The organism is Agarivorans sp. 2_MG-2023 (assembly GCF_030548085.1).
Lineage (GTDB): Bacteria > Pseudomonadota > Gammaproteobacteria > Enterobacterales > Celerinatantimonadaceae > Agarivorans.
This window is the reverse complement of sequence record NZ_JAUORQ010000003.1, coordinates 200,260-225,060: the sequence shown is the minus strand read 5'-3', so window position 1 is coordinate 225,060 and position 24,801 is coordinate 200,260. Positions and strand designations below refer to the sequence as shown.

At 43.0% G+C, this 24,801-nt stretch carries 25 protein-coding genes; 12 read left to right on the top strand and 13 right to left on the bottom strand.

The annotated features are described in order from the left end of the window. Positions 1-591 (top strand): FMN-dependent NADH-azoreductase, encoded by a 591-nt coding sequence (locus Q4549_RS06095; protein ID WP_303550178.1) that lies wholly within the window; start codon positions 1-3, stop codon positions 589-591. On the opposite strand, the gene Q4549_RS06090 is transcribed toward Q4549_RS06095, so the two are convergent. Beyond that, positions 574-1,461, bottom strand: a complete 888-nt coding sequence (locus tag Q4549_RS06090; RefSeq protein WP_303550174.1) for a LysR family transcriptional regulator — start codon at positions 1,459-1,461, stop codon at positions 574-576. The genes Q4549_RS06095 and Q4549_RS06090 overlap by 18 nt on opposite strands. 121 nt (positions 1,462-1,582) lie before the next feature. Between Q4549_RS06090 and Q4549_RS06085 the strand changes: the two genes are divergently transcribed. After that, complete coding sequence (locus tag Q4549_RS06085) at positions 1,583-2,812, top strand: MFS transporter (protein WP_303550172.1); 1,230 nt, start codon at positions 1,583-1,585, stop codon at positions 2,810-2,812. 20 nt (positions 2,813-2,832) lie between these two features. Here the strand turns inward: Q4549_RS06085 and Q4549_RS06080 are convergent, their stop codons facing one another. Further along, complete coding sequence (locus tag Q4549_RS06080) at positions 2,833-3,363, bottom strand: SHOCT domain-containing protein (protein WP_303550169.1); 531 nt, start codon at positions 3,361-3,363, stop codon at positions 2,833-2,835. Positions 3,364-4,053: 690 nt separating this feature from the next. Between Q4549_RS06080 and Q4549_RS06075 the strand changes: the two genes are divergently transcribed. Then, the gene (locus Q4549_RS06075) at positions 4,054-7,038 is read left to right on the top strand and encodes an ExeM/NucH family extracellular endonuclease (protein ID WP_303550166.1); all 2,985 of its coding nucleotides are present in this window, start codon (positions 4,054-4,056) and stop codon (positions 7,036-7,038) included. A gap of 69 nt (positions 7,039-7,107) precedes the next feature. Here Q4549_RS06075 and Q4549_RS06070 read toward each other — a convergent pair whose 3' ends face one another. Together Q4549_RS06070 and Q4549_RS06065 are read right to left on the bottom strand one after the other, a co-directional pair. Then, positions 7,108-7,878 carry a class I SAM-dependent methyltransferase gene (locus Q4549_RS06070; RefSeq protein ID WP_303550163.1) on the bottom strand — a complete coding sequence of 257 codons (771 nt, stop codon included), beginning with the start codon at positions 7,876-7,878 and terminating at the stop codon, positions 7,108-7,110. 114 nt (positions 7,879-7,992) lie between these two features. Then, on the bottom strand, positions 7,993-10,446 hold the full coding sequence (locus Q4549_RS06065) for an EAL domain-containing protein (RefSeq protein ID WP_303550160.1): 2,454 nt from the start codon (positions 10,444-10,446) through the stop codon (positions 7,993-7,995). Positions 10,447-10,697: 251 nt separating this feature from the next. On the opposite strand from Q4549_RS06065, the gene Q4549_RS06060 reads away from it, so the two are divergent. The 3 genes from Q4549_RS06060 to Q4549_RS06050 all read left to right on the top strand — a co-directional run bounded on the left by Q4549_RS06060 (position 10,698) and on the right by Q4549_RS06050 (position 13,884). Then, complete coding sequence (locus Q4549_RS06060; RefSeq protein WP_303550157.1) at positions 10,698-11,717, top strand: linear amide C-N hydrolase; 1,020 nt, start codon at positions 10,698-10,700, stop codon at positions 11,715-11,717. Positions 11,718-11,783: 66 nt separating this feature from the next. After that, positions 11,784-12,443 (top strand): isoprenylcysteine carboxylmethyltransferase family protein, encoded by a 660-nt coding sequence (locus Q4549_RS06055; RefSeq protein WP_303510691.1) that lies wholly within the window; start codon positions 11,784-11,786, stop codon positions 12,441-12,443. Positions 12,444-12,615: 172 nt separating this feature from the next. Then, a complete protein-coding gene (locus Q4549_RS06050) occupies positions 12,616-13,884 on the top strand; it encodes a DEAD/DEAH box helicase (RefSeq protein ID WP_303550154.1) in 1,269 nt (422 codons plus the stop codon). Positions 13,885-13,976: 92 nt separating this feature from the next. Here Q4549_RS06050 and Q4549_RS06045 read toward each other — a convergent pair whose 3' ends face one another. Further along, the gene (locus tag Q4549_RS06045; protein ID WP_303550150.1) at positions 13,977-14,834 is read right to left on the bottom strand and encodes an NmrA family NAD(P)-binding protein; all 858 of its coding nucleotides are present in this window, start codon (positions 14,832-14,834) and stop codon (positions 13,977-13,979) included. A 110-nt stretch (positions 14,835-14,944) separates the two neighbouring features. Here Q4549_RS06045 and Q4549_RS06040 point away from each other — a divergent pair, with 110 nt between their 5' ends. From Q4549_RS06040 to Q4549_RS06030, 3 genes are all read left to right on the top strand, one after another. Continuing rightward, on the top strand, positions 14,945-15,262 hold the full coding sequence (locus Q4549_RS06040; RefSeq protein WP_303550147.1) for a helix-turn-helix domain-containing protein: 318 nt from the start codon (positions 14,945-14,947) through the stop codon (positions 15,260-15,262). Between the two features lie 266 nt (positions 15,263-15,528). After that, positions 15,529-15,906, top strand: a complete 378-nt coding sequence (locus tag Q4549_RS06035) for a GFA family protein (RefSeq protein WP_303550144.1) — start codon at positions 15,529-15,531, stop codon at positions 15,904-15,906. Between the two features lie 429 nt (positions 15,907-16,335). Then, positions 16,336-16,893: a zf-TFIIB domain-containing protein gene (locus tag Q4549_RS06030; RefSeq protein WP_137671781.1), complete on the top strand. Its 558-nt coding sequence runs from the start codon at positions 16,336-16,338 to the stop codon at positions 16,891-16,893. 95 nt (positions 16,894-16,988) lie between these two features. On the opposite strand, the gene Q4549_RS06025 is transcribed toward Q4549_RS06030, so the two are convergent. The 8 genes from Q4549_RS06025 to Q4549_RS05990 form a co-directional block, all read right to left on the bottom strand. Beyond that, positions 16,989-17,354, bottom strand: coding sequence for an MmcQ/YjbR family DNA-binding protein (locus tag Q4549_RS06025; protein WP_303550140.1), 366 nt, complete (start codon positions 17,352-17,354; stop codon positions 16,989-16,991). 48 nt (positions 17,355-17,402) lie between these two features. Next, on the bottom strand, positions 17,403-18,623 hold the full coding sequence (arsJ, locus tag Q4549_RS06020; RefSeq protein WP_303550137.1) for an organoarsenical effux MFS transporter ArsJ: 1,221 nt from the start codon (positions 18,621-18,623) through the stop codon (positions 17,403-17,405). Between the two features lie 6 nt (positions 18,624-18,629). Further along, positions 18,630-19,640 carry an ArsJ-associated glyceraldehyde-3-phosphate dehydrogenase gene (locus Q4549_RS06015; protein WP_303550134.1) on the bottom strand — a complete coding sequence of 337 codons (1,011 nt, stop codon included), beginning with the start codon at positions 19,638-19,640 and terminating at the stop codon, positions 18,630-18,632. An 11-nt stretch (positions 19,641-19,651) separates the two neighbouring features. Continuing rightward, complete coding sequence (locus tag Q4549_RS06010) at positions 19,652-20,146, bottom strand: protein-tyrosine phosphatase family protein (RefSeq protein ID WP_303550132.1); 495 nt, start codon at positions 20,144-20,146, stop codon at positions 19,652-19,654. Positions 20,147-20,155: 9 nt separating this feature from the next. Continuing rightward, positions 20,156-20,950 (bottom strand): metalloregulator ArsR/SmtB family transcription factor, encoded by a 795-nt coding sequence (locus tag Q4549_RS06005; RefSeq protein WP_303550129.1) that lies wholly within the window; start codon positions 20,948-20,950, stop codon positions 20,156-20,158. 312 nt (positions 20,951-21,262) lie between these two features. Next, positions 21,263-21,601, bottom strand: coding sequence for a cytosolic protein (locus Q4549_RS06000; protein ID WP_303550126.1), 339 nt, complete (start codon positions 21,599-21,601; stop codon positions 21,263-21,265). Positions 21,602-21,859: 258 nt separating this feature from the next. Next, positions 21,860-21,985, bottom strand: a complete 126-nt coding sequence (locus Q4549_RS05995) for a hypothetical protein (RefSeq protein ID WP_303550124.1) — start codon at positions 21,983-21,985, stop codon at positions 21,860-21,862. 70 nt (positions 21,986-22,055) lie between these two features. Then, positions 22,056-22,217 (bottom strand): hypothetical protein, encoded by a 162-nt coding sequence (locus Q4549_RS05990; RefSeq protein WP_303557106.1) that lies wholly within the window; start codon positions 22,215-22,217, stop codon positions 22,056-22,058. A 246-nt stretch (positions 22,218-22,463) separates the two neighbouring features. Between Q4549_RS05990 and Q4549_RS05985 the strand changes: the two genes are divergently transcribed. The 3 genes from Q4549_RS05985 to Q4549_RS05975 all read left to right on the top strand — a co-directional run bounded on the left by Q4549_RS05985 (position 22,464) and on the right by Q4549_RS05975 (position 24,541). Next, complete coding sequence (locus Q4549_RS05985) at positions 22,464-23,255, top strand: AraC family transcriptional regulator (RefSeq protein ID WP_303550119.1); 792 nt, start codon at positions 22,464-22,466, stop codon at positions 23,253-23,255. 76 nt (positions 23,256-23,331) lie between these two features. After that, positions 23,332-23,787: a GNAT family N-acetyltransferase gene (locus tag Q4549_RS05980; RefSeq protein ID WP_303550116.1), complete on the top strand. Its 456-nt coding sequence runs from the start codon at positions 23,332-23,334 to the stop codon at positions 23,785-23,787. Between the two features lie 211 nt (positions 23,788-23,998). Next, a complete protein-coding gene (locus Q4549_RS05975) occupies positions 23,999-24,541 on the top strand; it encodes a VOC family protein (protein ID WP_303550113.1) in 543 nt (180 codons plus the stop codon). The last annotated feature ends 260 nt before the right edge of the window (positions 24,542-24,801 follow it).

Genomic DNA, 24,801 nt, shown 5'->3' with positions numbered 1-24,801 from the left:
ATGACATCAGTATTAACGCTTAAATCAAGTATTTTGGGAGAGCACTCAAGCTCATCGGCACTGATTGACCAACTGAGTAATCGTTACATTGCGCAACATGCAAGGGTAGTGAGTCGAGATTTAGCCGTAGAGCCTCTGCCGGTGTTGAGTGCTGAAGTCATCTCGGCACTGCAAGGCGGGGATGAACTAAGCGAACAACAGCGGAAAGTATTCGCTTTATCAAACCGTTTAGTGGATGAGCTTAAAGCCGCCGACGTGGTGGTGATTGCTGCGCCAATGTATAACTTTTCGATTCCTACACAGTTAAAAAATTGGCTAGATTTAGTGGTGCGTGCTGGGCTTACTTTTCAATATACCGAACAAGGCCCGGTTGGTTTGATAAAGGATACGAAATCGATCGTGGTCACGACACGAGGCGGGATTCATAAACACGCAGCTACCGACACTCAAATTCCTCATTTAATGGTGGTTCTTGGGTTTTTAGGCATCACTGATGTTGAAGTGGTTTATGCCGAAGCCTTGAGCATGGGTGATGAAACCGCCAAGCAGCAAATGGATGCCGCACAAGAGCAACTAGCTGCCCTCGTTTAGAGTGCAATTCTCCAACACAAAATCCTTAAACCTCTGATTGGCACGCGACATATACGCATCGCGTCGCCAAGCCAGCCCTAGCTCTAAGTGAAACGGTGGATCAAAGCTTAGCGAATGCAGAGAGTCACCCGGTTGAACTACCATGCTAAGTAGGGTAGTTATGCCAAAATCTCTGGCAACAATCGACTTAATGAGCGGGATCAGGTTGGTTTGAAAAGAGACTTGTGGCACCTGTTGCTGTTCACGACTGATCTGTTCAATCACCTTGTGGTGAAAGTACCCCTCGCGAAACAGCACCAATTCATGGTTTAGAAATTCGCGATGGCTAATGCTGCTTTGTGCGCTAAGCGGATTATCTTGGCTGCAACAAGCCAGTAGTTCACCTTTGTAAATAGGTTCACAGTGCAGTTCTGGCGGCACATCTTGAGTGACAACAATGCCTAAATCGAGTTCACCACTAAGCAATTTTTGCCTAACCAGCTCGGTACCTGCATCAATCACAGAAAGGTTGAGTTGTGGGTAGAGACTTTTAAAACCCATGAGCAAGGGCGGAAAGAAATAAGAACCCATCATGCTAGGGATCCCAATGGTTACGGTGCCGCTGTCCAGCCCCTTTAGAGACTGCATCGCTTGCTCGGCGTCTTCAGCTTGTTTAAGCAGTTGAATGGAGTGTTGGTATAGCACTGTTCCTTCGGTACTTAAGCTGACATTTCGCTCGTTACGTTGAAGTAGTTGTATCGATAGTTGTTGCTCGAGTTTTTTGATTGTGGCGCTAATCGCTGGCTGGGCAACGCCCAACTGTTTAGCCGCTGCAGTAAAGCTACCCAGTTGCACCACACTGACAAACTGGCGTAATTGTCTTAATTCCACAATCGTTACTCATAAGTAAAATTTATAGCTTCGATAATACTAATATATTTTATTTATTCAAAGCGGAGGCATAGCATTAGTACATCAGAGCGTGAAGAACGTGCTATTTAAGAGTGTGCTAATGAAGTATCAGCAAAACAGTAAAGGTTTTTGGCAAGTTACCGCAGCGGTGTCTACAGCCTCTTTAGTTACCTTCTTCAATCTTTACCTTGTTCAGCCTCTATTGCCTATTTTTGCTCAGAGCTACGCTATCTCACCTTTAGCCGCTAGCGCCATGTTGTCGGCCGCTATGTTGGGTATGGCCTTGGGGTTGTTATTCTTGGCCTCACTGTCTGATGCAGTAGGCCGACGCAAAATTCTATTAGTATCGATTGCTGTTGTGCCGTGTTTAAGCCTGTTTATTGGCTTGGCTCATCCCCAGTCTTTTTATGCCATTATTGCGCTACGTTTTTTACAGGGCGTATGTTTAGCCGGTGTTCCCGCGGTAGCAATTGCTTACTTAGCCGAACAGTTAGACTCACGCGCGTTGATTAAAGCGGTGGGTATTTTTATTGCGGCTAACTCATTAGGCGGCATTGGCGGGCGCTTATTGGGCGGCTGGAGTGCCGATTTACTCGGTTCATGGCAAATGGCCTTTATCGTGGTGGCGCTACTGAGTTTATTAATGGCAATGTTGGTGTTTGTATTGCTGCCACAAGAGTCAGCCCATACTCGCCAAACTTGGCGCTTATGTAGCAGCCTGGCGAACTATAAACGTCACCTAAAGAATCCCCAGTTAGTATGTGCTTACTTAGTGGGTGGGGTTGCCTTTGGCGTATTCATTAATCAGTTTTCTTACCTGACTTTTATTTTGGCCGACGCGCCGTATTCGCTACCTGCAAGCTTAACCTCTCTATTATTTTTAAGTTATTTAGGCGGTACATTTACCGCATCTTCAGCTGGGCGAATCGCTCAGCGTTACGGCAGCAAGTTATGTATTTTGCTGGGCTTGTTAGTGATGGCCGTTGCTAGTGCATTGAGTTTATTTGAGCCACTTTGGATGATCTTGCTGGCAATGGTGGTGTCTTCTATGGGCTTTTTCTTTAGCCATGCACAGGCCAGCGCTTGGGTGAATCAACACGCCACTAAAGCCAAGGCCAGCGCGTCGGCTTTATATACGATTAGTTATTATGTGGGGGCCGCTGGTGGTGGTGTGTTAATGCAACCATTTTATAGCGCTTGGGGCTGGCAGGGTATTGTGGCGCTAAGCGTAACGAGTTTGTTGGTCGTTGGCGTGATTGTTGGCTTGGTTCTTAAACCAAGTGCTAGCGCGATTCCAAATTCTACATTGAAGTATGTTGAACCGCGCTAACTCAGCTGCTCAATGGCTGCTTAAAGGAGAATCGTTCGTTGTTTTTCTAGGTAAATTTCTTCACTAATTAGACCTTGCTCATAGAGTGTTTTAAGTTCAGTGAGTTGTTCGGTTAAGTTTTCTTTTTTCGGAGTCTGATTAGCCGCTTGGTTTATGGTGTTAGGTATTAAACGTTTAGTATCGTTGACAATGTTTTTTATCCAGCCTTTAGGGTTGAAGTCTTTTTCAACCACTGTTTCCGGATCACTTCGCGTTCTGCCTGGAGTGATATGAGTCCGGGTACCTGTCGTGTTAATGCTTACTTGGTTAGCGCTATAATCAATAACAACTTTAGCTTTAGTATTGCGTTTATGTAGATGAGCGGTAGTTTGTTGATTCTTTTGTTCTTCTACTGTCCACCCTCGTCGAACCAACGAACTATATAAGGCTAATTTAACTGCCTCTGTTGAAGAGTATGCATCAGCTACTTGAAAGGTGGTGGTATATACTTTTGCGCTAGCGATTAAGGGTAAAAAAGTTAAGAAAAGTAGTGTTATCGAACGGCTTAACATTAAGGTTATCTTCCTTGATATACAAATATCTGCTTAGAATATAACTGTTTACAGTTAACGCAATTAATTTCTTATGTTTACATAATGTTTGCGATGGTGATTCTCATCTGGTGTTCAGCATTTTTATATTAACTTGGTGTGGCGTTTTAGTGGGGCTATTCGTAGAACGTCCTTAGTGAGGTAGCAACAAATCAAAGGTTAAGCCCTACCGCTTTTAGTGAGCACTCTAGTGTTGGTTAGAGATTATCGATTATTTCTTTAAGGCTGATTCAGCTAAATTGAAGTACGAATTGCTTTGAGTCAGTTTATCAATCTGTCCGCAACTATCAAATTTTCATCGTGTTGTTTAAGCAATAAAGCGAATCCCTATGTTCGTTATTGGCTTATTTCATCTTAGAAAAACCGACAGACCAGCTTCATCCAGTTAATCCATAAGTCATGTTTATGGTTGGTAATTTGGCTAAAATACGCCGCCTAATCACACTGCTACCTGCTCAACAATAAGGCTATTTAACGCCTCACTAAATGGCTTTTTCTTGCTTATCTCTTTGTATTTATTGTTTTTTGTCAACAAAATGTCACATTTTGTTCGCAGTTATTGTGTTTTTCTGTCATCAATTCTCGTCAGGCTAGACCAGTTAATGGCGCCACTTCGTTGTGGCATGTTTTGTTTTCTCAGGGACGAGTATTATGAACCCCAATAAAATAATGTTAGTAGGGCTATGTGCGCTAAGTGCTAGCTCACAAGCCGATGTATTGATTAGTGAATACATTGAAGGAAGTAGTTTTAACAAAGCGATTGAAATTGCCAACTACGGCGACCAAGCGGTGGACTTAGCCAGTGCTAATTACCAGCTTCGTTTGTTCTCAAATGGTGCCACTAGTGCTACCAATACCCAAGATTTAAGCGGTGTATTAGCACCTGGCGAGACCTTGGTATACGTGAATAGTAATGCAGTTATTGGTAACAATGACAATGCCTTAATTCCTGTAGGCGTAGGCATTGAATCAAGCGTGGTTAACTTTAATGGCGACGATGCGCTTGGTTTGTATGCCAATGATGTATTAGTGGATCGTGTTGGCCAAATTGGTGTGCGTGAAACGTGGGGGGATGGTGGTGCGTCTACTAAAGACCAAACCTTACGCCGTTTAAGTGAGAGCACGCCGGATAACGACAACAACCAAGAGTTCGTGATCTCCTCACGCTGGTTTAACTACGCTAAAGATACCGTAGATGGTTTAGGTTGTATTGGCCAACAAGCTTGTGACGACACCGGCGGCCCAATTGACCCGCCCGTTTCAGACATCGGTCAATGTGGTGATCCTAGTACGGCTATTCACAGCATTCGTTCTGGCAACATATTGGGTCAAGAGATTGTTGTAGAAGCGGTGGTGGTGGGTGATTTCCAAGGGAATGGAACGGATAATCAATTGTCTGGTTTTTTTGTTCAACATGCCGATGCGAACTGGGATGCTGACGCTCAAACCTCAGAAGGTATTTTTGTATACCACTTTAATGATCCTGTTACCGTGGGCCAACGCGTTAGAGTACAAGCTACCGTGGCTGAGTATAGCGGTGGCAATCAGCTTAAAGATGTAGCGGCTTTATTGGTGTGTGGCAATGAGGATTTGCCTAGCGCAACAACACTAACGCTACCCCTAGTAGACCAAGATTTATATCATTTAGAAGGCATGCGTGTCAGCCTGCCGCAAACCTTGCACGTTACTCCAGCTTACACCTTTAACCGTTATGGTGAGTCGGTGTTGTCGTTAGGTAAACGCTTTAAATCAACACAAGTATACCCAGCAAATACGCCTGAAGCGGCAGCCTTGGCTGACGCTAACATGCTTAACCGATTGGTATTAGACGATGGTTTAAGCTCGCAAAACCCAGACGAGATCAGCTACTTTCCTAACTTTTCTGCTTTGAACAGCTTACGTGCAGGCTCGCAGATGACAGGCGTAGAAGGGGTGATTAATTACAGCTTTGGTCAGTTCCGTGTGCAGCCAACAGCGCTTCCAACTGTAATTGATGCTAACCCAAGAACGGCGGCTCCAGAACTTGATGAACTCGGTAACCTTAGTGTTGCCAGCTTTAACGTGCTTAACTTCTTCACCGATTTGGACATTGATAATGCGACGGATTTTCGTGGTGCAGATACCGCAGAAGAGTTCGAGCGTCAGCGAGCTAAAATAGTGTCGGCCATGGTTGCCATGAATGCCAACGTTGTGGGTTTGATGGAAATTCAAAACAATGGCTTTGCAGCAGACAGTGCGATTCAAAATTTGATTGATGCAGTGAATGCTCAACTGCCAGAAGCTCTGCATTATGTTGCGGTAAAGCCCCTAGTTGATCGTATCGGTAACGATATGATTACCGTGGGCATTATTTACCAACCAGAAGCGGTGCAAGCCAATGGCGATGCAGAGCTAATTCACGCTTCCCCGTTTGATGCAGATACTGCTAAACACCGCGTTCCATTGGTGCAACAATTTAGCATGGTAGACGGCGGCGAAAGCTTTTACGTTGCGGTAAACCACTTCAAATCTAAAGGCAGCAATTGTAACGCTTTAGGTGACCCAGACATGGGGGACGGCCAAGGTAACTGTAACGGCCAACGTACCCTAGCTGCACAAACTTTGAGCCAGTTCTTTAGCGAAAAACAAAATGTACTGCTGTTAGGTGACTTTAACGCCTACGCCAAAGAAGACCCAATGTTAGCCTTTGAGGCTGCGGGCTTTAACAACCTAGTGCCAATGTTTGAAGCTAACAGCTATTCATACTATTACGATGAAGAAGCTGGCAGCTTAGACCATGCATTAGCCGATGCCGCCTTAACGGCGCGGGTATTAGATGCCACCGATTGGCACATTAATGCCGACGAACCTACAGGCCTAGATTACAACACTGAATACAAATCTGATGCGCAACTGGCTAATTTTTACGCCCCAAATGCTTACCGCGCATCAGACCATGATCCTGTGGTGATTAGCCTAGATATGCGTAGCGCAGGCGCCATTAGTGTTGCGGCTCAAGCCAACTTGGTTGAAGGAACCACAAGCTCATTAGTATTTGAGCGACTAGGTGGTGACTTTGGTGATGTGGTTGTTAAATACCAAGTAGTTGCAGGCAGTGCCGATGCTAGCGATTTAGCGCTAGAAAGTGGTGAGCTGGTTTGGGGCGCAAACGACATGAGCAGCCAAACACTTAACCTTGCTGCCTTTGCCGATGAGTTGGTAGAAGGCCAAGAAACGGCCTACCTAATGCTAAGTATTGAACAAGGCACTGCTAAATTGGTCGTGCCAAAAGTAGAGCTGTTGATTGATGACGCCACCGCGTTAACGGTGTCTATGGCGCAAGCGCAAATAGAAGTAGACGAAGCCGCTGGCAGCATAAACATTCCAGTGGTGCTTAATGGTGAAGCCACTAGCAAGACTAGTGCTTGGGTATTAGTCCTGCCGTCTTCAGCTAGCTGGCGTGATTACCGCGCACCGTTTATTCAACGCGTTACTTGGAATGAAGGCGAAAGCGGTGTGAAAAACGTAAGTGCTCGTATTATCGATGATCGTCGCAGCGAAGCTGATGAGAGCTTTAAAGTACTGTTATTTGGTGCTTACCCAACGGCGCTAGGCAATATTACTAGTACTTGGGTAACCATTAAAGATAACGATTAAACGCTAGATGTAGCCAATAAAAAGGCGAGCTAATTAGCTCGCCTTTTGTTTGAATTGCTTTAACAAGGCCTAGCGTTTGCTGGCAACAATGCTATAAACCAAGGGTGATTCGTAATGCTCGTGCTCATAAATAAACTCACCGCTTTGGCGTTCTTTTAAACCCTCAAAACAGTTATAAGGGCTGTAATCGTATTCCTTGAGTTGCTCAATCACCAAACCCGCTTTTATCAAAGCATTTACCACATCAGACAAAGGGTGACCCCAGTTAAGCATTTGGCTTGTCTCACCATCATCGTTCTCGGTATAAGTGCCTTCTTCGTCTATGTCTGCCTCTTCACGATGAAAGTAGCCGTAGCCACTCATCAAGTCATGCACTGGGTGAAACTCAGCTAAACATAACTTGCCGCCAGCCTTTAAACTATCAGCAACCACTTGTGCCCAGCGATTAATATCAGGCAACCAACATAAGGCGCCGTAGGAGACAAATACCCAATCATGAATTGGCTGAGTTGCCTCGCCATAATGGTACACATCATCACAGATAAACGCGGCATCTAAGCCGGTCTTTGCCGCCAGCTCTTCGGCGCGTTTAATTGCTTCACTCGACAGATCTACAGCGGTGACTTGTGCGCCTAAACGCGCCCAAGAAAGACTGTCTAAGCCAAAGTGACATTGCAAGTGCAATAGCTTCTTATCGCTTACGTCGCCCATTAAATCTAGCTCAATAGATTTAAGTGAGCTTTTGCCAGCAATAAAACTAGGTACATCGTAAAATTCAGAGTCTACATGCAGCGCGGTACGTTTATCCCAAGCTGCTTTGTTCAAAGCTAAATAATCCATCGCAGTTACTATTTAAAAGGTGACAATGCAGTAAGTGTACCCAAATTTTGAATAGTTTAGTGGATAAAAAGGGCTCGGCTGCAAAGTTTTTTTGATGAACTTTATCCGTAGAATTTAGTGTTCGCGAGTAATGAAACCTTGGTGATTCACTAACAGATCTTCTAGCAAAATCATTCCTAAGCAGACGCCATTTGTTCCTTCTACCACCACGACAGTATCAGGTTTGCTTGTGAACTGAGTGAGTAGCAACTCAAAAGACGTATCCATGTCTACAGGTAAATGATCTTTATGCATAACTTGGTGAACCCGTTTGTTTAGCGTCATCAAATCTCGATTCTGCTCGCCTTTAGTATTTAGGTAGGGACTAATGGCTGCGTTAACATCGCTTTGATGCAATACCCCAATACAACGGCTTTTATCGATGACTAATAAGTGCTTTGAATCATGCTTTTTAAGTTTTTCGAGTGCGGTTTTTAGCTTGTCGTCGGGGCCAACTTTGGGGAGTTCTCTTTGCATTATGGTTTGAGCGTTAACAATGTCATCTTTGTGAACATACTGAGTCAGCTGCGGGTAAATATTATCTTCACTGTCAGCCAGTATATCTTGCAAGCTTCTAGGTTTACTAAAAATGTAACCCTGTAGCATATCTACATTCAATTTAGAGAGTAAAAAGAGTTCCTCTTTCGTCTCTACGCCCTCTGCAATGACTTGCCCACCCATTTTATGTGTGAGCTTACAGAGCATATCTATCATTGAATATTCATTCGACTGCTCGGTTAAACCAGATACAAAGGAGCGGTCAATTTTTACAATATTCACCGGTATTTGTCGTAAATAGGAAAATGAAGAATACCCTGTTCCAAAATCATCGAGAGCAATCGCAATATTATGTGCTTTTAACTTATCTAACCATTCAGAGTGGTAGTAAGAATCATCAAAATAGGCAGACTCGGTAAGCTCAAGAGTGATTAGGCTTAAGTCTGTGCCACTATTCTCAAAAATATCTAAGGTGTCTTCTAAACAACAGTGCGAAACGCGGTCATTGACCACCGAACGATTGATCGACATGCCTAGCCTAGCGCTGTGGTAGTGTTTTTGTAAAATGGGCAAATCGTTTAAAGCTTGTTTTGTTACTGCTGCGTCAACTTGGTCTATCCAGCTGTATTCTTCAGCAATTTCAATCAGCTCTTGCACATTATAAGGGATGTTTGTGTCTAACTTTATTCGAAACAAGGCTTCAAATTTAGCTATTTTTAGCTCGGGTGTAGCAACAATAGGTTGATAATAAACTTCTATTTTATTTTCTGTTAATGCTTGCTTGAGTAAAGCGGCCAAAATTGATTTTCTATCAAAACGCTTGGCTAAGCGTCGGTCAAAATAATACAAGGAAGAGCCATTATCTTTAGGGTTAGCAATGAGTGCCTGAGTGGCATGGCTTAGTAATTGAATCGGTGAAGTTGCGTCAATTTGCAGTACCGATACACCGCCGTTCACCGTGGCAGATAAGCCTATATCTTCATCGCTGTTGTTTCCTTCAAGGGCCTTCATTGCTTGCTTTAAAGTGGTTTCAATGTCTTCCATTTTTTTAGGTACAACCCAATATGCCGCAAACATTTTTGCATTAAGTATTCCAAGGTGACCTTGCGAAACCAAGCTACTGAAGCGCTGAGCAACAAGCCATTGGCGAGTCATTGAGCTAGCGGTTTGGGCGAGAGAGACGTTAAACACTAAGCAAATAATGGTGACTTCGTTTCCGAGTTGTTGATAGTCAGCGTTGAGCTTTTTCGTAAAGGCATTTTTGTCGGGCACATGTACTTTGGCTTTGCCGTTAGGGTCATCTTCATCCCAAAGGTCTGTTGCTGTATCTAAACGATGACTAGAAGATACGTAAACATGGGTATCGCCAGGTAAGTCTATACGCTGTATTCGAACCTCGTGAGCATACACTTCTCCAAGTTTAGTTTTGGCCAGTAACTCACCTGTCCAAATCTTATGCTGGTCTACATGCTGCCAAAGTTTCTGATAAAAGGTTTGGGTATAGCGGCCGCTTTTCATTATGGCTGCGGGTTGGCCTAGCAGTTCATGTTCGGGGTAGCCGGTGTTGCGACACATGGCTTGGTTCACTTTAAGAATGGTATGGTTTACATCCGCAATCATGAACCCTTCATTCGATTTGTTGAATATGCTTTTAAGAAACTCCAGCTCTTGTTGCTTAGTGAGAAAGTATTGTTTTAGCTCTATTGTTCCGGTGACTTCTTTATTATCTACCGTGGAACCGTCAATAACTATTTCGGCAATGTAGCGGTGTTGATAGGCGTTAAGTACCGCCGTTTGAATGATTGACTCGCCGGTTTCTAAAGCCTGTTTGATGTGCTTTTTTAGCTGCGTTAGTTGTGCTTTTTCAAAGGCAGCGAATAGTTGAGATAGAGTCAGAATGGCCTGATTAGGGTAGCCCAATGTTGATATAAGCTGTTGTGGGCAGTTAAATTGGTTGGTATCAAGGTTTATTGACCACGCTTGTGGAGTAAACCCTTTTACTTTTTGAAAGGCTGTATCATCTATTACCATTAACCCGATCCCTACCTACTTTTACTAAAGTCATCATCCCAACATCAAACCTAGCGATAGATTCATTAGAGACTATTAACAATAGCAAATACTTAGAACCTAACTGACTAATTGCTTAAGATAGCTACTTTTCCTTATAACACTCAAATTAACCTAAAACTTAAACTTATAGGTGCGAGTTTCTGCTTTCTTATATCCCTCGTTAATCTACACCCATCAACGAAATGCGGACTCAACAAACCAAGGGTGAAATGATGACCAAAACACTTATTGCACTAACCATTGCGGCTTCAACCTTTGGCGCCATGCAAACTGCCAACGCGTGTACTACTGCTGCTTATCACAATGGCGAAGCGCAGATTACCATGCGCACTATGGATTGGAACGGTTACGACAATGCCACCGTAGTTGGTGAAGGGCGTGGCATGTTAAACCGTTACAGTGAAACTGATGGAGTGAGTACTAAAGCTAAGTACGCTGCCATCAAAATCGAATCATTTGGTGACGCTACTGTTGCCGAAGGCATTAATGAAAAGGGTTTAGAAGCCCGTATTTTGTATTTAGGTACCGATGCAGGTACTGAGTTTCAAGCAGATACAGCCGATGTTCCCAACGTAGATGCTGGGCAAGTGCCTAACTTTGTATTAGATAACTTTGCTACTGTGACTGAAGCGCTAGAAGCCTTAAAAGCAGTAGATGTGATTCCTACTGGCATTACTGGTATTCCGGGCCATGAAGATGAAGCCTTATACCCGCCAGTGCATTACCAACTGGTAGATGCTTCTGGTAACGTAGCAGTGGTGGAGTACATTGGCGGCGAAATGAAAGTGTATACCGAGCATGGTGCTAGTTATATGAGCAACGATCCTGCCTTTGATTACCATTTAAACTTAGACAAAGAGCAAGTTGAGCCTAATGCGACTATTCGCGCCGCCGACCGTCGTTTACGTGCCAAGCGAGTAACCGAAGAGCTTTACCAGCGAGGCGTGACCAACAGCCACCAAGCGCTCATTTCGATGAAGGCTACTCAAGCCACCAGTTTGTCGGGATATAACCAACAAGACCCGTACTTAGATAATGCTACCTTCCCTACTTTATGGACAGTATTTACCGACCGTGCCAACAAAACCTTGCTCTTAGATCGTGCTCATACCTTTACGGTAGAGAGTTACAGCTTTGAGATGTTTGATGGTGGCGAGTCTGCCAGAGTCGTGCTCGGTGAGAACCCAACGCCCAATGCCAATTTTACGCAAGCGCTCTCTACTCACTAAGCAAAGTTTTGCTCATGCACGGTGGCTTAGGCCACTGTTTGCGTACATCTATTTAAGGTTTAGTTTATGAATAATGAAATAGAGACGGTAACTCCAATTGCAACGCCCAATACTCAAGTGAGGCACTTTATTAATGCTCACAAAATAGCCACACCCTTTGTAGTGTTGGCCTTAATGATTGCCTATGATTTTTGGGGGGTGCTGGCTTGGGTATATTTAGCGCTGCATGGTACCTATTGCGGCTTATGGATGATTAAAGAAGCCTGTTTTCGCGATAAGCGTTTCGAGCAAGCTATTCACCCAGTTGCGGGCAGTATATTTGTGTTTGGAGCCTTAGCCGCATACTGGATAGCGCCTTACATTATTATCTCTAAGCAACTTAGCGCACCGGCGTGGCTTATCGCGTTAGCGGTAGTCATTACAATGCTAGGCGTATTCTTTCATTTTGTTAGTGATGCGCATAAACATGCGATATTAAGTGTGAAAAAAGGGCTAATTACCAATGGCTTGTTTAGCCGCACACGTAATCCAAACTATTTGGGCGAAATGCTCATTTATGCCGGTTTTGCCATACTGGCTCAGCATTGGGCTCCAGTATTAGCGTTGGCCTATTGGTGGGCATTCTTTATTCGCAATATGCTGCAAAAAGACAAATCTATGTCTCGCTATCCAGAGTTTGCTAAATGGAAAAAACGCACAGGGCTATTGCTGCCTAGGCTGTATTAACTATCTATAGGGCCGTAACTATCACTATGCAAAGTGGCAAAGGCTACTTTGCTGGTTTGCATTTTCTCTCTCTAATTAGCAGTTAAATCAAGCTGCCAATAAAAGAATAAATCTAAGTGAGCCGATAGCGGGTATCATTGCCGTGTATTTGTAATTATTGGAATGTGTATTTATGTCATTTGGCGCTTTGGGCTTGTGTGATGAACTATTAAAAGCGGTGGCCGAGCTCGGTTATAGCCAACCATCACCGATACAAACAGCAGCTATTCCTGCGGCGCTTAAGCAACAAGATATTATGGCAATAGCGTCGACAGGCACCGGTAAAACGGCGGGTTTTACATTGCCAGTAGTACAGCTGTTGGCAGGCGGGGTTCTGCCGCAGCCTAAGCATGTACGCGCCTTAATACTAACGCCGACGCGCGAGCTAGCAGCGCAAGTGGCTGAAAGTGTGAAAAACTACAGCCAATACATGAAGCTTAGCGCCGCTGCCGTATTTGGCGGCGTGAGAATAGAGCCGCAAAAAGCCCAATTACAAGAAGGGGCCGACGTACTGGTTGCCACACCTGGGCGCTTAATCGACCTTTATAATCAACAAGCCGTGAGCTTTGACCAGCTAGAAATATTGGTGTTAGACGAAGCCGACCGGATGTTAGATCTAGGCTTTTTTGAAGAAATGAGCCACATACAAACATTGCTGCCTAGCAAACGCCAAACCTTACTATTCTCCGCCACCTTTTCTAAACAGATTAAGTCACTCGGCAAAGGCATGTTAAACAATCCGCAGTTGATAGAAGTGGCCAATGAACAAAGCAAGTTAGAGAGCATTAAACAAACACTGCACCCGGTAGATAAAGCCCGTAAGAGTGAGTTGTTAATCCACCTGATTAGAAAGAATAAGTGGCGACAAATCTTGGTTTTTAGCCGCACCAAAGTGGGTGCCGATGTATTGGTTACACAGCTAGAAAAAGCGCGAATAAGCGCTGCCTCTATTCACGCAAACCGGACTCAACATGCTCGAACCCAAGTATTGGAGGGGTTTAAAAGCGGTAGTATAAAAGTGCTGGTGGCTACCGACATCGCGTCTCGCGGTATTGATGTAAACCAACTGCCTTGTGTGGTTAATTTCGATCTCCCCTACGAGGCAGAAGACTACATACACCGCATTGGCCGCACCGGCCGTGCTGGCAACTCGGGATTAGCCATTTCATTGTTTTGTGAAGAAGAAGCCAAGCGCTTACACGCCATTGAAACCTTGATTGGCCGTAAACTCGCTGGTGAAGTGGTAAAAGGTTTTGCCCCTAAGCCTAAAGCCATCGCACATTCAGCAGATGACGACGAATATGGCAACTTTGAACCCGACCCAGAGCCGAAAGGCAAGGGCAAAGGGCGCGGTGGCCGAAGTGGTAAGTCATCGAATAAAAAGGGTAATAAGCGCAGGTAGCGGATAAATGAAGGGAAAGTGCATTGTCTTAATAAGGCACCTTTCCTTTTAATCCGCTTATCTGCTGGTGGCCGTTTAAGGCGTAGTTTAACTTACCAGCTAATTGATTTTACCCAACTTTCGGTAGTCTGCAGGTCTACTGAATTAATGAAATCGTGATGGGTATAATGCTTAAACTCTTGATTATTCTTAGATACACTTCGATAAAGGTTTGCGATTTCTTTCGCAACATAATCCCCAAGAACAGGAATTAAATTCTCTTCAAACTCTGCGGGTGTACTGGATACATAGTTAACTTCAGTATTCTTTTCTCTACCTATGAGTTTTGCAATGTCATGTTTTGAGCAATGATCTAAATTGGAAATTAAAATCTTCTCTCCGATAATAGAACTGTTTTGCAGTGAGGCAACACAATAAAGTCCCAAATTAACGAGCGATATCCACTCAAACTCGATATTTTCAGAAATTGGATAAGGGACTATATTCGCGTTGTTGATGACGGGAAGTAGGAAAGGAGAGGACAAGTTATCTAAATATATAGTAGGCATTAGCGTCACAACAGCTAACCCTGACTTATTAAGAAGATCTAAAGCATCGTGTTTTACATCTATTGCTGCATATCCTGTTCTCGACTCACCTATAGGAAAGCTGCTATTGAATATGATTTTTTCTACGCCCGCTTCCTTAGCCCCATCAATTATGTTTTGGGTAATTTCACATACTTGTTGGGTATCAAACAGTAAGGGAAGCGTGAAGATAATTGCTTCAGAACCTTTCATTATAGAAGCAAGTTTAGCTGTATCGTTAAAGCTCCCAACCAACGTTTCATATTCACTTAGTTCTACTTCTTTTCTTGTCATTGACGCGACAACGTAATTTGCGTTTTTGAAGGCTTTTGCAATGCTATTTCCTTGCGCGCCAGTGACTGATGTAACAAATACCTTTTTCATGTTTTCATCTTCTGTAGTGATAAATAGAGAGTAATAAAGTATATTTTCCATAGGAACATTATGTAAGTAGGCACCCAAAAGTAAGGTACTAACCTATAGGTAAGTAAAGTATGAAAACAACTAGTTATAACCCATGTCCTTTACAAAAAATGTTGGATTCTATTGGTGGGAAGTGGAAGATACTGATCATTTACAATCTAAAAAACACTAAAGCAATACGATTTGGAGCGTTGAATCAGTTATTAGCTGGCGTCTCTCAAAAGGTACTCACTTCACAATTAAAAGAGCTTGAAGCCGATGGATTTGTGCACCGAAAAGCCTATCCTGAAGTCCCTCCTAGAGTAGAGTATCGGCTTACAAAGAAAGGGCATTCTTTATATCCAGTTTTGGATTCAATGGCGCTGTGGGCATCGGAAAATGCTGAGTAGAAATTTGTACACAATAAGATAATGAAGGTGGACGTTGCGGTTGATTCTGTATCATAGACTCGTTATACAAATACGGAGGTGTTTGTACCAGCATATAAAACAGGTAATAAATACCTCAGTAATGTCGGTTTGAGTGTAAAGCGCTAGCCTCGAAATTTACTCAAATAGTGAGTGCTAAAGTTAAAGGTGTTGCAGGTTGCTGGATATTTATCTACTCAAGTAATCTTAGCAGCGTCGCAACGTTTCTACTTATTGGAGCTTACGAAATGGATATTCAGTCAACACACAAAGCTTCATGTCATTGCGGTTCAGTACAGTTTGAATTGTCTCTACCAAACGGCTTAGTTGATCCTCGGAGATGTGATTGTTCTATGTGTCGAAGGCGCGGAGCTATTGTTGCGTCAATTCCTCTTGATGGTATAAAAATCACTAAGGGCTCCAACTTTTTGAGCCTATACCAATTCAATACGAAGACGGCTAAACATTACTTTTGTTCTAAATGTGGTATTTACACTCATCATCAAAGACGTTCAAACCCCAATCAATATGGCTTTAATATTGCCTGTTTAGACGGTGTAAATCCTTTAGAGTTAGATGACATTCCAACTTATGATGGTGTTAATCATCCAGCAGATCGAGCTTGAAATCTGTCTAATTACCGCTGACCTTAAAACCACTACTATCTACTAACTCTAGTGAGTTCTAGAGTTTAATTCGTGACTGAATCGCTGATTTCTATTCAATACCCAACTCCACGCGTTTCTTCTTGAACAGTCTCGATGCAACAATCCGATAAGATTCCGATAAGCCGTACTAAAGCCATTCGTCTATCTCACTGGAGCATTAATATAGCACTTCACAATTGTCTTTCCTCAAACATCTGTTTTCTTCTTAAGTTTATTGTCAGTTATTGGCTTAGGTCGCTGATGATGTGAGGAAAAAATGATAATCTCATTTCCATTAAATGTGTATTAAGAGGAAAACCCCCTTGTTTAAACAAGAAGTGTTTCCTCTTAATAAACAGTTATGTAGTTATCAAAATTCCGATTAGATATTAAGGTTTAAGGAAAGTTATGAATTGTACAAGTTGTAATAATGGAGCTTTATTTCCTAGTTTTATTGATGGCCAGTTTCGAGCACATACGTGTTCAAATTGTGGTGGCAACTGGGTTTTAATTGAAGATTATGTTTCTTGGAAAGAAAGGAACGAAGACTACAACTTTTCTGAAGATATCTCGATTGAAGAATCAGAAATCACAGATACAAAAAAAGCAATTCTGTGTCCGTCTTCAGGAACAATAATGCGAAAATTCAGAGTATCTTCTGAAAATGAACATAAAATTGATTACAGCTCTGTTGTTGGTGGGTTGTGGTTAGATAAAGGTGAATGGGAGTTATTAAAGAGTGAGGGATTAGCTGGTTGCTTAAATGCCGTAGTTACCCAAAACTGGCAGCGCAATATTCGTAAAGACAGTGCAAAACAAAACTTCTCTGATATTTATGAAGCTAAATTTGGTAATGAAACATACGCTAAGTTGAAAGAAATGCGTTCTTGGTTAAAGTCTCAAGATCATAAAGCAGATTTGAGAGCGTATCTTTTAGCTGAAGATCCTTATTCAGCAGAAAAGTAGTCAAACAACAAAACAAGAGACTATGGCACCAATAGCTACTACGGATTAGTTGTTGTCGATGTTAAATCAAAGCCATAGTCATCAAATCTGGTCGTCTACTTTTTTTCAATACCCAACTCAGCGCGTTTCTTCTTAGTTAACCCCGATGCAACAATCCGATAAGACTCCGATAAGTAGTACTCAAGCTCTTCGTCTAATTCACTGGATGTATCGGTTTGTTGGATCCATTTCATGCCTCTGCTGGCAAAGTAGGGGGCAGGGCGGTGGCCTTCTGATTCTGATAGGTAGTCGAAGTTAAGGTTAGACGTTTTAAAGGTAAACGCTGGCTTATCTCCTTTTAAAGTAAAGCCAATAGCGAACACTTTGCCGCCCACTTTCCATACATGCGCGCCTCCCCATTGCACCACGTAAGTGGTGGCGACCAAAGCTCTACAAAACTGATTAAATTGCTGATGATCCATTGGTGCTCCTTGCGATGAGTGTTTGTATAGCTAAGTAAACGGGGCAGGTTATGTTGCCTGCTCATTATGGCTTTTTGGTAAGGCTAAACTAATCACGCTAGTTATTACCAGCATGCCAAAGCTCACCCATAAACAGGCGGCTAATCCGGCCATTTGAAACACTACGCCAGACAGTATAGTGCCTACCAAACGACCCATGGCATTAGCCATGTAGTAAAAACCCACATCCATCGATACGCCGTCTTCGCTGGCATAACTGACCACTAGGTAGGAGTGCAGCGACGAGTTAACGGCAAACACTAAACCAAAGATTAACAAACCAACAATAATCGTTATTTGTGGCTGCCAGCCTAGTTGAATGAGGTAAGCGAGTACACCTGTGACTGCACTGAGTATTAACGCCCAGCTAAGAGCCGAAGAGCGACCCGGCACTTTACTTGATTTACTGCCTGTAATTCGTGGCGCAAAGCCTTGTACCACGCCATAGGCCACTACCCAGCAAGCCATAAAGCTGCCGGTTTGTAAGTGCGACCAACCCAAGCTTGCACTTAAAAATACCGGTAGGGCAATTACAAACCATACGTCGCGCGCAGCAAACAAAAATAAACGTGCCGCAGCTAGTATGTTTATTTGTGGGCTTTTAGAAAATATTTGTGAAAACTTAGGTTTGTTTTTAGCCTTGCCTAAGTCTTTTTCGAGCAGTTTTAGGCTTAATAGCAGCACTACAAATAACACCGCAGCCATGGTTAGCATTGAGAGCTGAAAGCCAATTGCACTAAGCAGGGCACCACCTAAGAAAAAGCCAAAACCTTTTAGAGCGTTTTTTGAGCCAGTAAGAATCGCTACCCACTTGTACAGGCTATGTTGTTGGTCGCCACTTACTAAACCTTTAATCGAGCTTTTGGCGCTCATTTTATTTAAGTCTTTAGCAATACCCGACAACGCTTGCGCCGCCATAACCAAAGGAATAGACAAATACTCAGAGGGCAAACCCAGCGCTAGCAAGGCCACAATTTGCATGGCCAAACCAATGTTCATGGTGTGGTTTAGGCCAATGCGTGCGCCTAACCAGCCACCAATCAAATTAGTCACTACCCCAAAAAACTCGTAAAACAAAAACAGCATGGCAATAGCAATGGCCGAGTAACCAAGCTGATAGAAATACAGCACCACCAACATGCGCAATGCGCCGTCGGTAATGGTGAAATTCCAGTAGTTAAAGGTAACTAGCGAGTATTGTTTAAGCTGTTGGGGCAGTGCTTTTATCATGTTGGTTTAGCCTTTATCTGCTAAACCAACGGTGCGCACTAACTCGCTGGTGCGAGTGGCGTAGCCCATTTCGTTGTCGTACCAGGCGTACACTTTAAGCATACGCTTGCCAACCATCATGGTTGATTTGGCGTCTACAATGCTTGAGCGTTGGTCGCCTTTGTAATCGATAGAAACCAGCGGTTTTTCTTCGTAACCAAGAATGCCCTTTAGCTCACCTTCTGCAGCTTGTTTAAATAAGTTGTTTACTTCTTCGGCGGTGGTATCGCGCTCAAGAGTAAATACCATGTCAGTTAGAGAGGCATTAGCTAATGGTACACGAACCGCGTGACCGTTTAGTTTTCCGTCTAGCTCTGGGAAAATATCGCAAATTGCTTTAGCGCTGCCAGTCGTGGTAGGAATTAGCGACATGCCACAGGCGCGGGCACGGCGTAAATCTTTGTGCGGCGCGTCTAGTATGGTTTGAGTATTGGTAAGATCGTGAATGGTAGTCATGCAACCAGACTCAATGCCCAAATGCTCTTGAATTACCTTAATCACCGGTGCTAAACAGTTAGTGGTACAAGAAGCAGCCGTAACAATTTGGTGCTGGCTAGCATCAAAAATCTCATCGTTCACACCAACAACAATGTTGGCTACGCCGTCTTCTTTAACGGGCGCTGATACCACAACACGCTTAACACCTTGAGCAAGGTAGGGCGCTAATAATGCTTTTGAACGGTGAACGCCGGTAGACTCTAATACAACGTCACAACCCGACCAATCAACCTTGCTTAGGTCTTTTTCTTGGTAGCACTTAATGGTTTTGTTGTTAATCACAATGCCTTCGGCGTTGTGTTCAACTGCCTGGTTCCAGCGGCCTTGCACTGAATCAAACTCGAGTAAATGGCCTAGCGTTTCGGCATTGCCCGCAACATCGTTAATCATTACAAACTCAAGTTCTGGCCAGTCGTATGCGGCGCGTAGCGCTAAGCGACCAATGCGGCCAAAGCCGTTAATTCCTACTTTAATCGTCATTTTAGGTGGTCCTATTTGGCGAATTGCTGAATGTAGCTAAGTTGTGCAGGCACCGTGAAGGCGTTAGGGCGTTGCGCTTTAATTTTTGTAATGGCGTCGTCTAGTTCAAAACCCATGGCTAACATAATGCGCGCGGCTAACATGCCAGTGCGGCCGCTGCCGCCTTTACAATGAATGGTAAGGTTCATGCCATTGTTTAGCAGTTGTACAAAGCGCGGCAGCAAGGTTTGAAGCTGCTCTTCCCAGGCTGCATCGGGAACGGTGTCGTCGGCCAGTGGTAAATGAAACCACTGCATATCGTAAGTAACGGCATGCTTGGGTAAATCATCTAAGTTGTTATCTGCCAGCTCTTGCTTGGTCATCATCGTGATAAGTGCAGGGCTATTTTTATAGCAAAGTTGCTGCAGTGAAGTAGACAAATCTACACCTTTAGTACCCGGGCAAGGGGTTAACAATAATTGAGCGCTATCGCTAACATCAACGGCAAAAACAGGATGTGAAGACATAAACGTACCTTAATCTTGATTAACAAATGGGGTGGTTAAATTGGGATTAGCCAACTCTCTAATTCGAGTAATTGGCTGGTTGATATAACTGGGGTTTGCCACGCGAGTGGTAGACAGCGTTTGTGCTACCCACTCTGGTAGCAGTGGATTTAAATGGTAAAAAATCTGTTGGCCTTGGCGAGTGGTAGAGAGCAATTTGCAGTCTCTTAGCAGCGCCAAGTGGCGTGAAACCTTAGGTTGGCTTTCTTCTAGAGCCATACATAGCTGATTAACGCTAAGGCGCTGTTCATCTTCAATCAGCATTAAAATTTGTAGCCGAGTATTGTCACTAAACTGCTTAAATACATCGATAGGGGCTATTTGTAAGGCTGCTGCTGGGTTGTGGTTAAAACGCACGAACTCGGCAAGGCGCAACTCTAACTCAGCAAAGACTTGCTCAAATAAAGCATCGCCATTTTCTGCGGCAGGATCAGGTAAATTCCAATGCAAAATAGCCGCACCATTAGGCAGTAGGGCGCATTCTTGTTTGGCACTATCACACAACGTGATAATGAAGTTAAACAGCGCTGGTTGGCCTTGTTGCTGCTGCAGTTGTTGCTCAAGCTGTTGAATGGTTTTACTGTTTAAGGCGTCACTGCTCAAGCCTTGTTGCGATAGCTGCTTAAGGGTGCGAGGGTCAATCCCTTTGGGGTGTGTACCGGCGCTGTATGCCTTAAAGTGTTCAGCATAACGCTGATTCACAATAGCTTCTGCTAACTGAGAGCGAGCAGCATTTGCAGTACACAAAAACAATACAGACAACATGAATAAGACCAAATATATGAAAAAACATATATATGATATTTCGTATGTGTTGTCATGGCAAGACGTTTTGCTCACTTAATTGAATAGTTGTAGGTTTTGCTTACAGTGTAATTATTTACAATCGGATGTAATTGTTATGATTCAAAGGCTTATTTATTTCGATGGTCTGTCGCTTGTATGAGCGCATTTGTTAGCTCGTTGGTTTCTTTCGCTCTGAAGTTTGTGAAAGCACATAGCGAATACTCCAGATCATTTGTGCTCCATTCCTTGCTATAAATGCCAATTCGCCGAATTCAACTTACAGAATAATTTTCAGTCCATTCGAGTAATAAAGGTTTGATCGTCATCCACAAAAGCCACAAAGCCGCCGGAATAGATAAACACTCGACCACGCCCCTCAACTAGGCAGGCAAGCTGCGGGGTCAAATCTTCTTCGTTATCCCTGCTTTGAAAAGTGCCAGTATCGGTGATTACGCCGCTGAGTGTAGGCAAATGTCCATAAGTGCGCTTGGCTTGATCAATCAGGCTTAATTCGCTGACGGTAGAGAAGCAAGATGGGATAGCACCGGCTTCTTCGATAAACATAGGTTTCAGTTCTTCAAAAGCTGTAATCACCAGCCAGTCGATGCCGTTAACATGATGGATAAACATAGAGTCTCTCGATAATTCTGATGCGGAGATTTTATCACGAGCAGGGGCAGAACGTAGTAGAGATTTAGTTGCTAAAGTCAGTCATTCTGTGCCATTTCTGAGCATTCAATAGGCCAACTTGAAACACGTATTTGCTCCATTATAATTTAGAGTAAAAGCTTATCCATTTACCTTTGACACGACGTTAAGCTACTAAAGCTTTCCAAAGCTATCAGTTAAACTGAACTATGTGTAATAACTTGGCCTGTACTTTCAAAATTACTTTTTGGAATCTTGCCTCTCTTTAAATTTTTTAGTGATCCATTGATGTAAATGCAGTCCTGTTCTGCGCTTCAGATATACATCTACTCCAGCTAAAATCAATAAACCAATTACAGTTCCCATTACCAGCTCCTATAGCTTTTTGAAGTTCAATTAAATCTATTCACAACATAGTTGGCACACATATAGGCTGTTAGGTTTGCCAATGTTTACTTAACGGGTTTAATTCATTAAGATTTTCTTTAATCTCATCATTTAGTGATAAAGATTTTTCTACTTTTTTCAGCTTTTTCTCAAGAAACAGCTCTACCTCTTTGGATACATTGAACATTAAGTCTTGTTCTCTTGCAGCCATTCTTGCTCGTTTTAGGCGTAGGTCCATATCTTTGGAAATCTTAATGTTTAAAGAGACCTTCTCTTCTTTCTTCTTTAAAAGCACCTGATACCACCACTCAGTATTGAATATATTTATGGTAGAATATTTTCTACCTTTTTTGCAAGAGCTTGGCGCGTTTATGCCCCATTGTGCGTTAACTAAGGGAGTTTAATATTTTGAACATCGTATGCTTCAACTTAGTTTTATTCATAGTAATATTGCTGGATGAATACATGGAAACTTAAACCTGCATCAGACTATCTTGCTTCATATGTTGAGTATATTTGGGCACTGCAAGTTACTGAGCCGAGTCAACAGTCAGCTTTGCTGCTTCCCAATCCTTCTGCTAATGCAATTCTCTCTCCTTCTGTAGACAAACATGTTTACCGAAAGAACGGGTTCAAATTAGAGATTCAAGGTGGGCATTGGTTGTCTGCGTACACGGAAGAGCTTTATGTTGATGATGCGCATCCACGCAAACTATTAGGTGTGAAGTTCTTTCCTGATGGCGCATTTGGTTTAGGCTTGATGCAAACACACAGGCCTAGCCAGAAGATCGTTCAACCTTTACCTTCTAGCTTTAGTTGGTCTGATGAAATTAATATCAATTGCCCGAAAACGGCAGCTAAAATTGTAGAGTCGCAGTTACTCTCTCTTCCTCCAACGGATGACAAGCGCGTATGGGAAAATGTTCGCAAGGCTCGTTTACTCATCAACGAAGGCAAAAGCCTCGACTTGTTGCCAATGTCTAGACGAACACTTGAGCGACAGTTTTCATTAGTAACTGGCTTATCACTCAAGCAATATGAGCAAATGGTACGAATGGATCGTCTTATATGGGCCATCTACCAAGAGCAAGCCGAACGCATCGACTGGAGCGACCTTGCCTACAGATTTGGTTTTAGCGACCAGCCCTACCTTATACGTCAATTAAAGAAAGCGATTGGTGTTACTCCTAAACGGTACTTAATCGAAAGACATCTTTCTATCGATCTGTTTGGTGACTTCAATCATTAAACTTGTCGCATTTGTTCAATTTTCCCAAAACTACAAGGGGTAGATTAACCCCATGGTTATTAACAGGTTATGAAAAATGAAAATTAGACAGGCAAATTTAAGTGATGCTAGCTCTCTGAAAGAGCTATCTAAGCATGTAATTACAGCGTGCTACACCGGTTTTATGGGTGAGGAAATGGTCAATGGCTACCTATCTAGCGGTGCTAGCGACGATGAAGTTGACAAGCATATTAGCAATACCTTTGTAGCTGTTGATGATAGCGAGCTTATAATGGGATACGTTGTGGTTATTGATGACCTAATACATATCATGATGGTATCGCCAGAGCAGCAACGCTTAGGCATCGGTGCACGGTTGTTGTCGTTTGCTGAGACAATAATCCATAATGACAACTTGAAACCAACACTGGAAACCTTTGAAGCCAATACTCAAGCAATGAACTTTTATCTCAAAAATGGATGGTTAATTGCTCGCAAGAAGTCTGACCCTGATTTTGGTTTTGTTCGAGTATTTTTCGATAAAGAAAGCTAATCACAACACAGTCTGTTAGAGCTCTTGTTTTAACTGGTTGATGTCCAATAGCGTGTTAGCGACCGTGGCCTAACTCATTCCTGCCCTCCATTGATAAAGTTGTGGGAGCCTACTAATCTAGCTTATTGGTCTTATAAAGGCTTAGGCGATGAATCTTAGGCCGAGCATGTATGGCCTAGTGAGTTAAAATAGTTAAAGGCTTAGTTGAATCATGAAAAAAGCACCAACACTTGCAAATATTGTCTTGAGTCACTTTGAGATTTACGTCGAGAATCTCTCACTGATGCAAGATTTTTTTACTCAATGCCTTGGCTTGGTGGTTACTGATAAAGGTGAAGGGCAAGACGGGATGGTGTTTTTAAGTAATAGCCCTCAAGAGCACCATCAACTGGTTTTAAACCCTCGAAAGTCACAGTCCCAAATCAATAGTCCTATGGATCATATTGCTTTTCGGGTTGCTTCGATGACCCATTTAAGGTTGTTTCATGAGGCGCTGAAAGACTATTCGGCAAGGTTTCAAACGGTTTCTCACGGTACTACGTGGTCGATTTATTTTCAGGACCCTGAAAACAACAGGTTTGAGTTATTCACTGATACGCCATGGTACGTAAATCAACCCTGTAGATTTGACGTTGATTTCGCTTTATCAGACGAAGAACTTTTTCTCTATACCAAGAAAAAAATAGAGTGTTTACCTGGCTTTACCGAAGCGAGTAATTGGAAGGCCTTACATAGTAAACATCTGAGTAAGTGAGCATGTGCAAAGCAGATACATTATTTGCTGGGTTTACTCATTGGCTGTTGTAGCTAAGGGTTAACCCATACATTCTCATACCGCTAGAGCGAGTTCGAAGCAGCTTCGCACAAGTGAATGTTCACACTCGTTTTGTTTATATTTTGTTTTTTGGCCTTAGGTTTATCTTCTGTTTAATGGTCTATTTCTATTTTCATATCTAAATGCCTACACCTCTAAATTCAGTTGCTTAGAAACAAAAAAGGCGCCCTTTCGGTTGC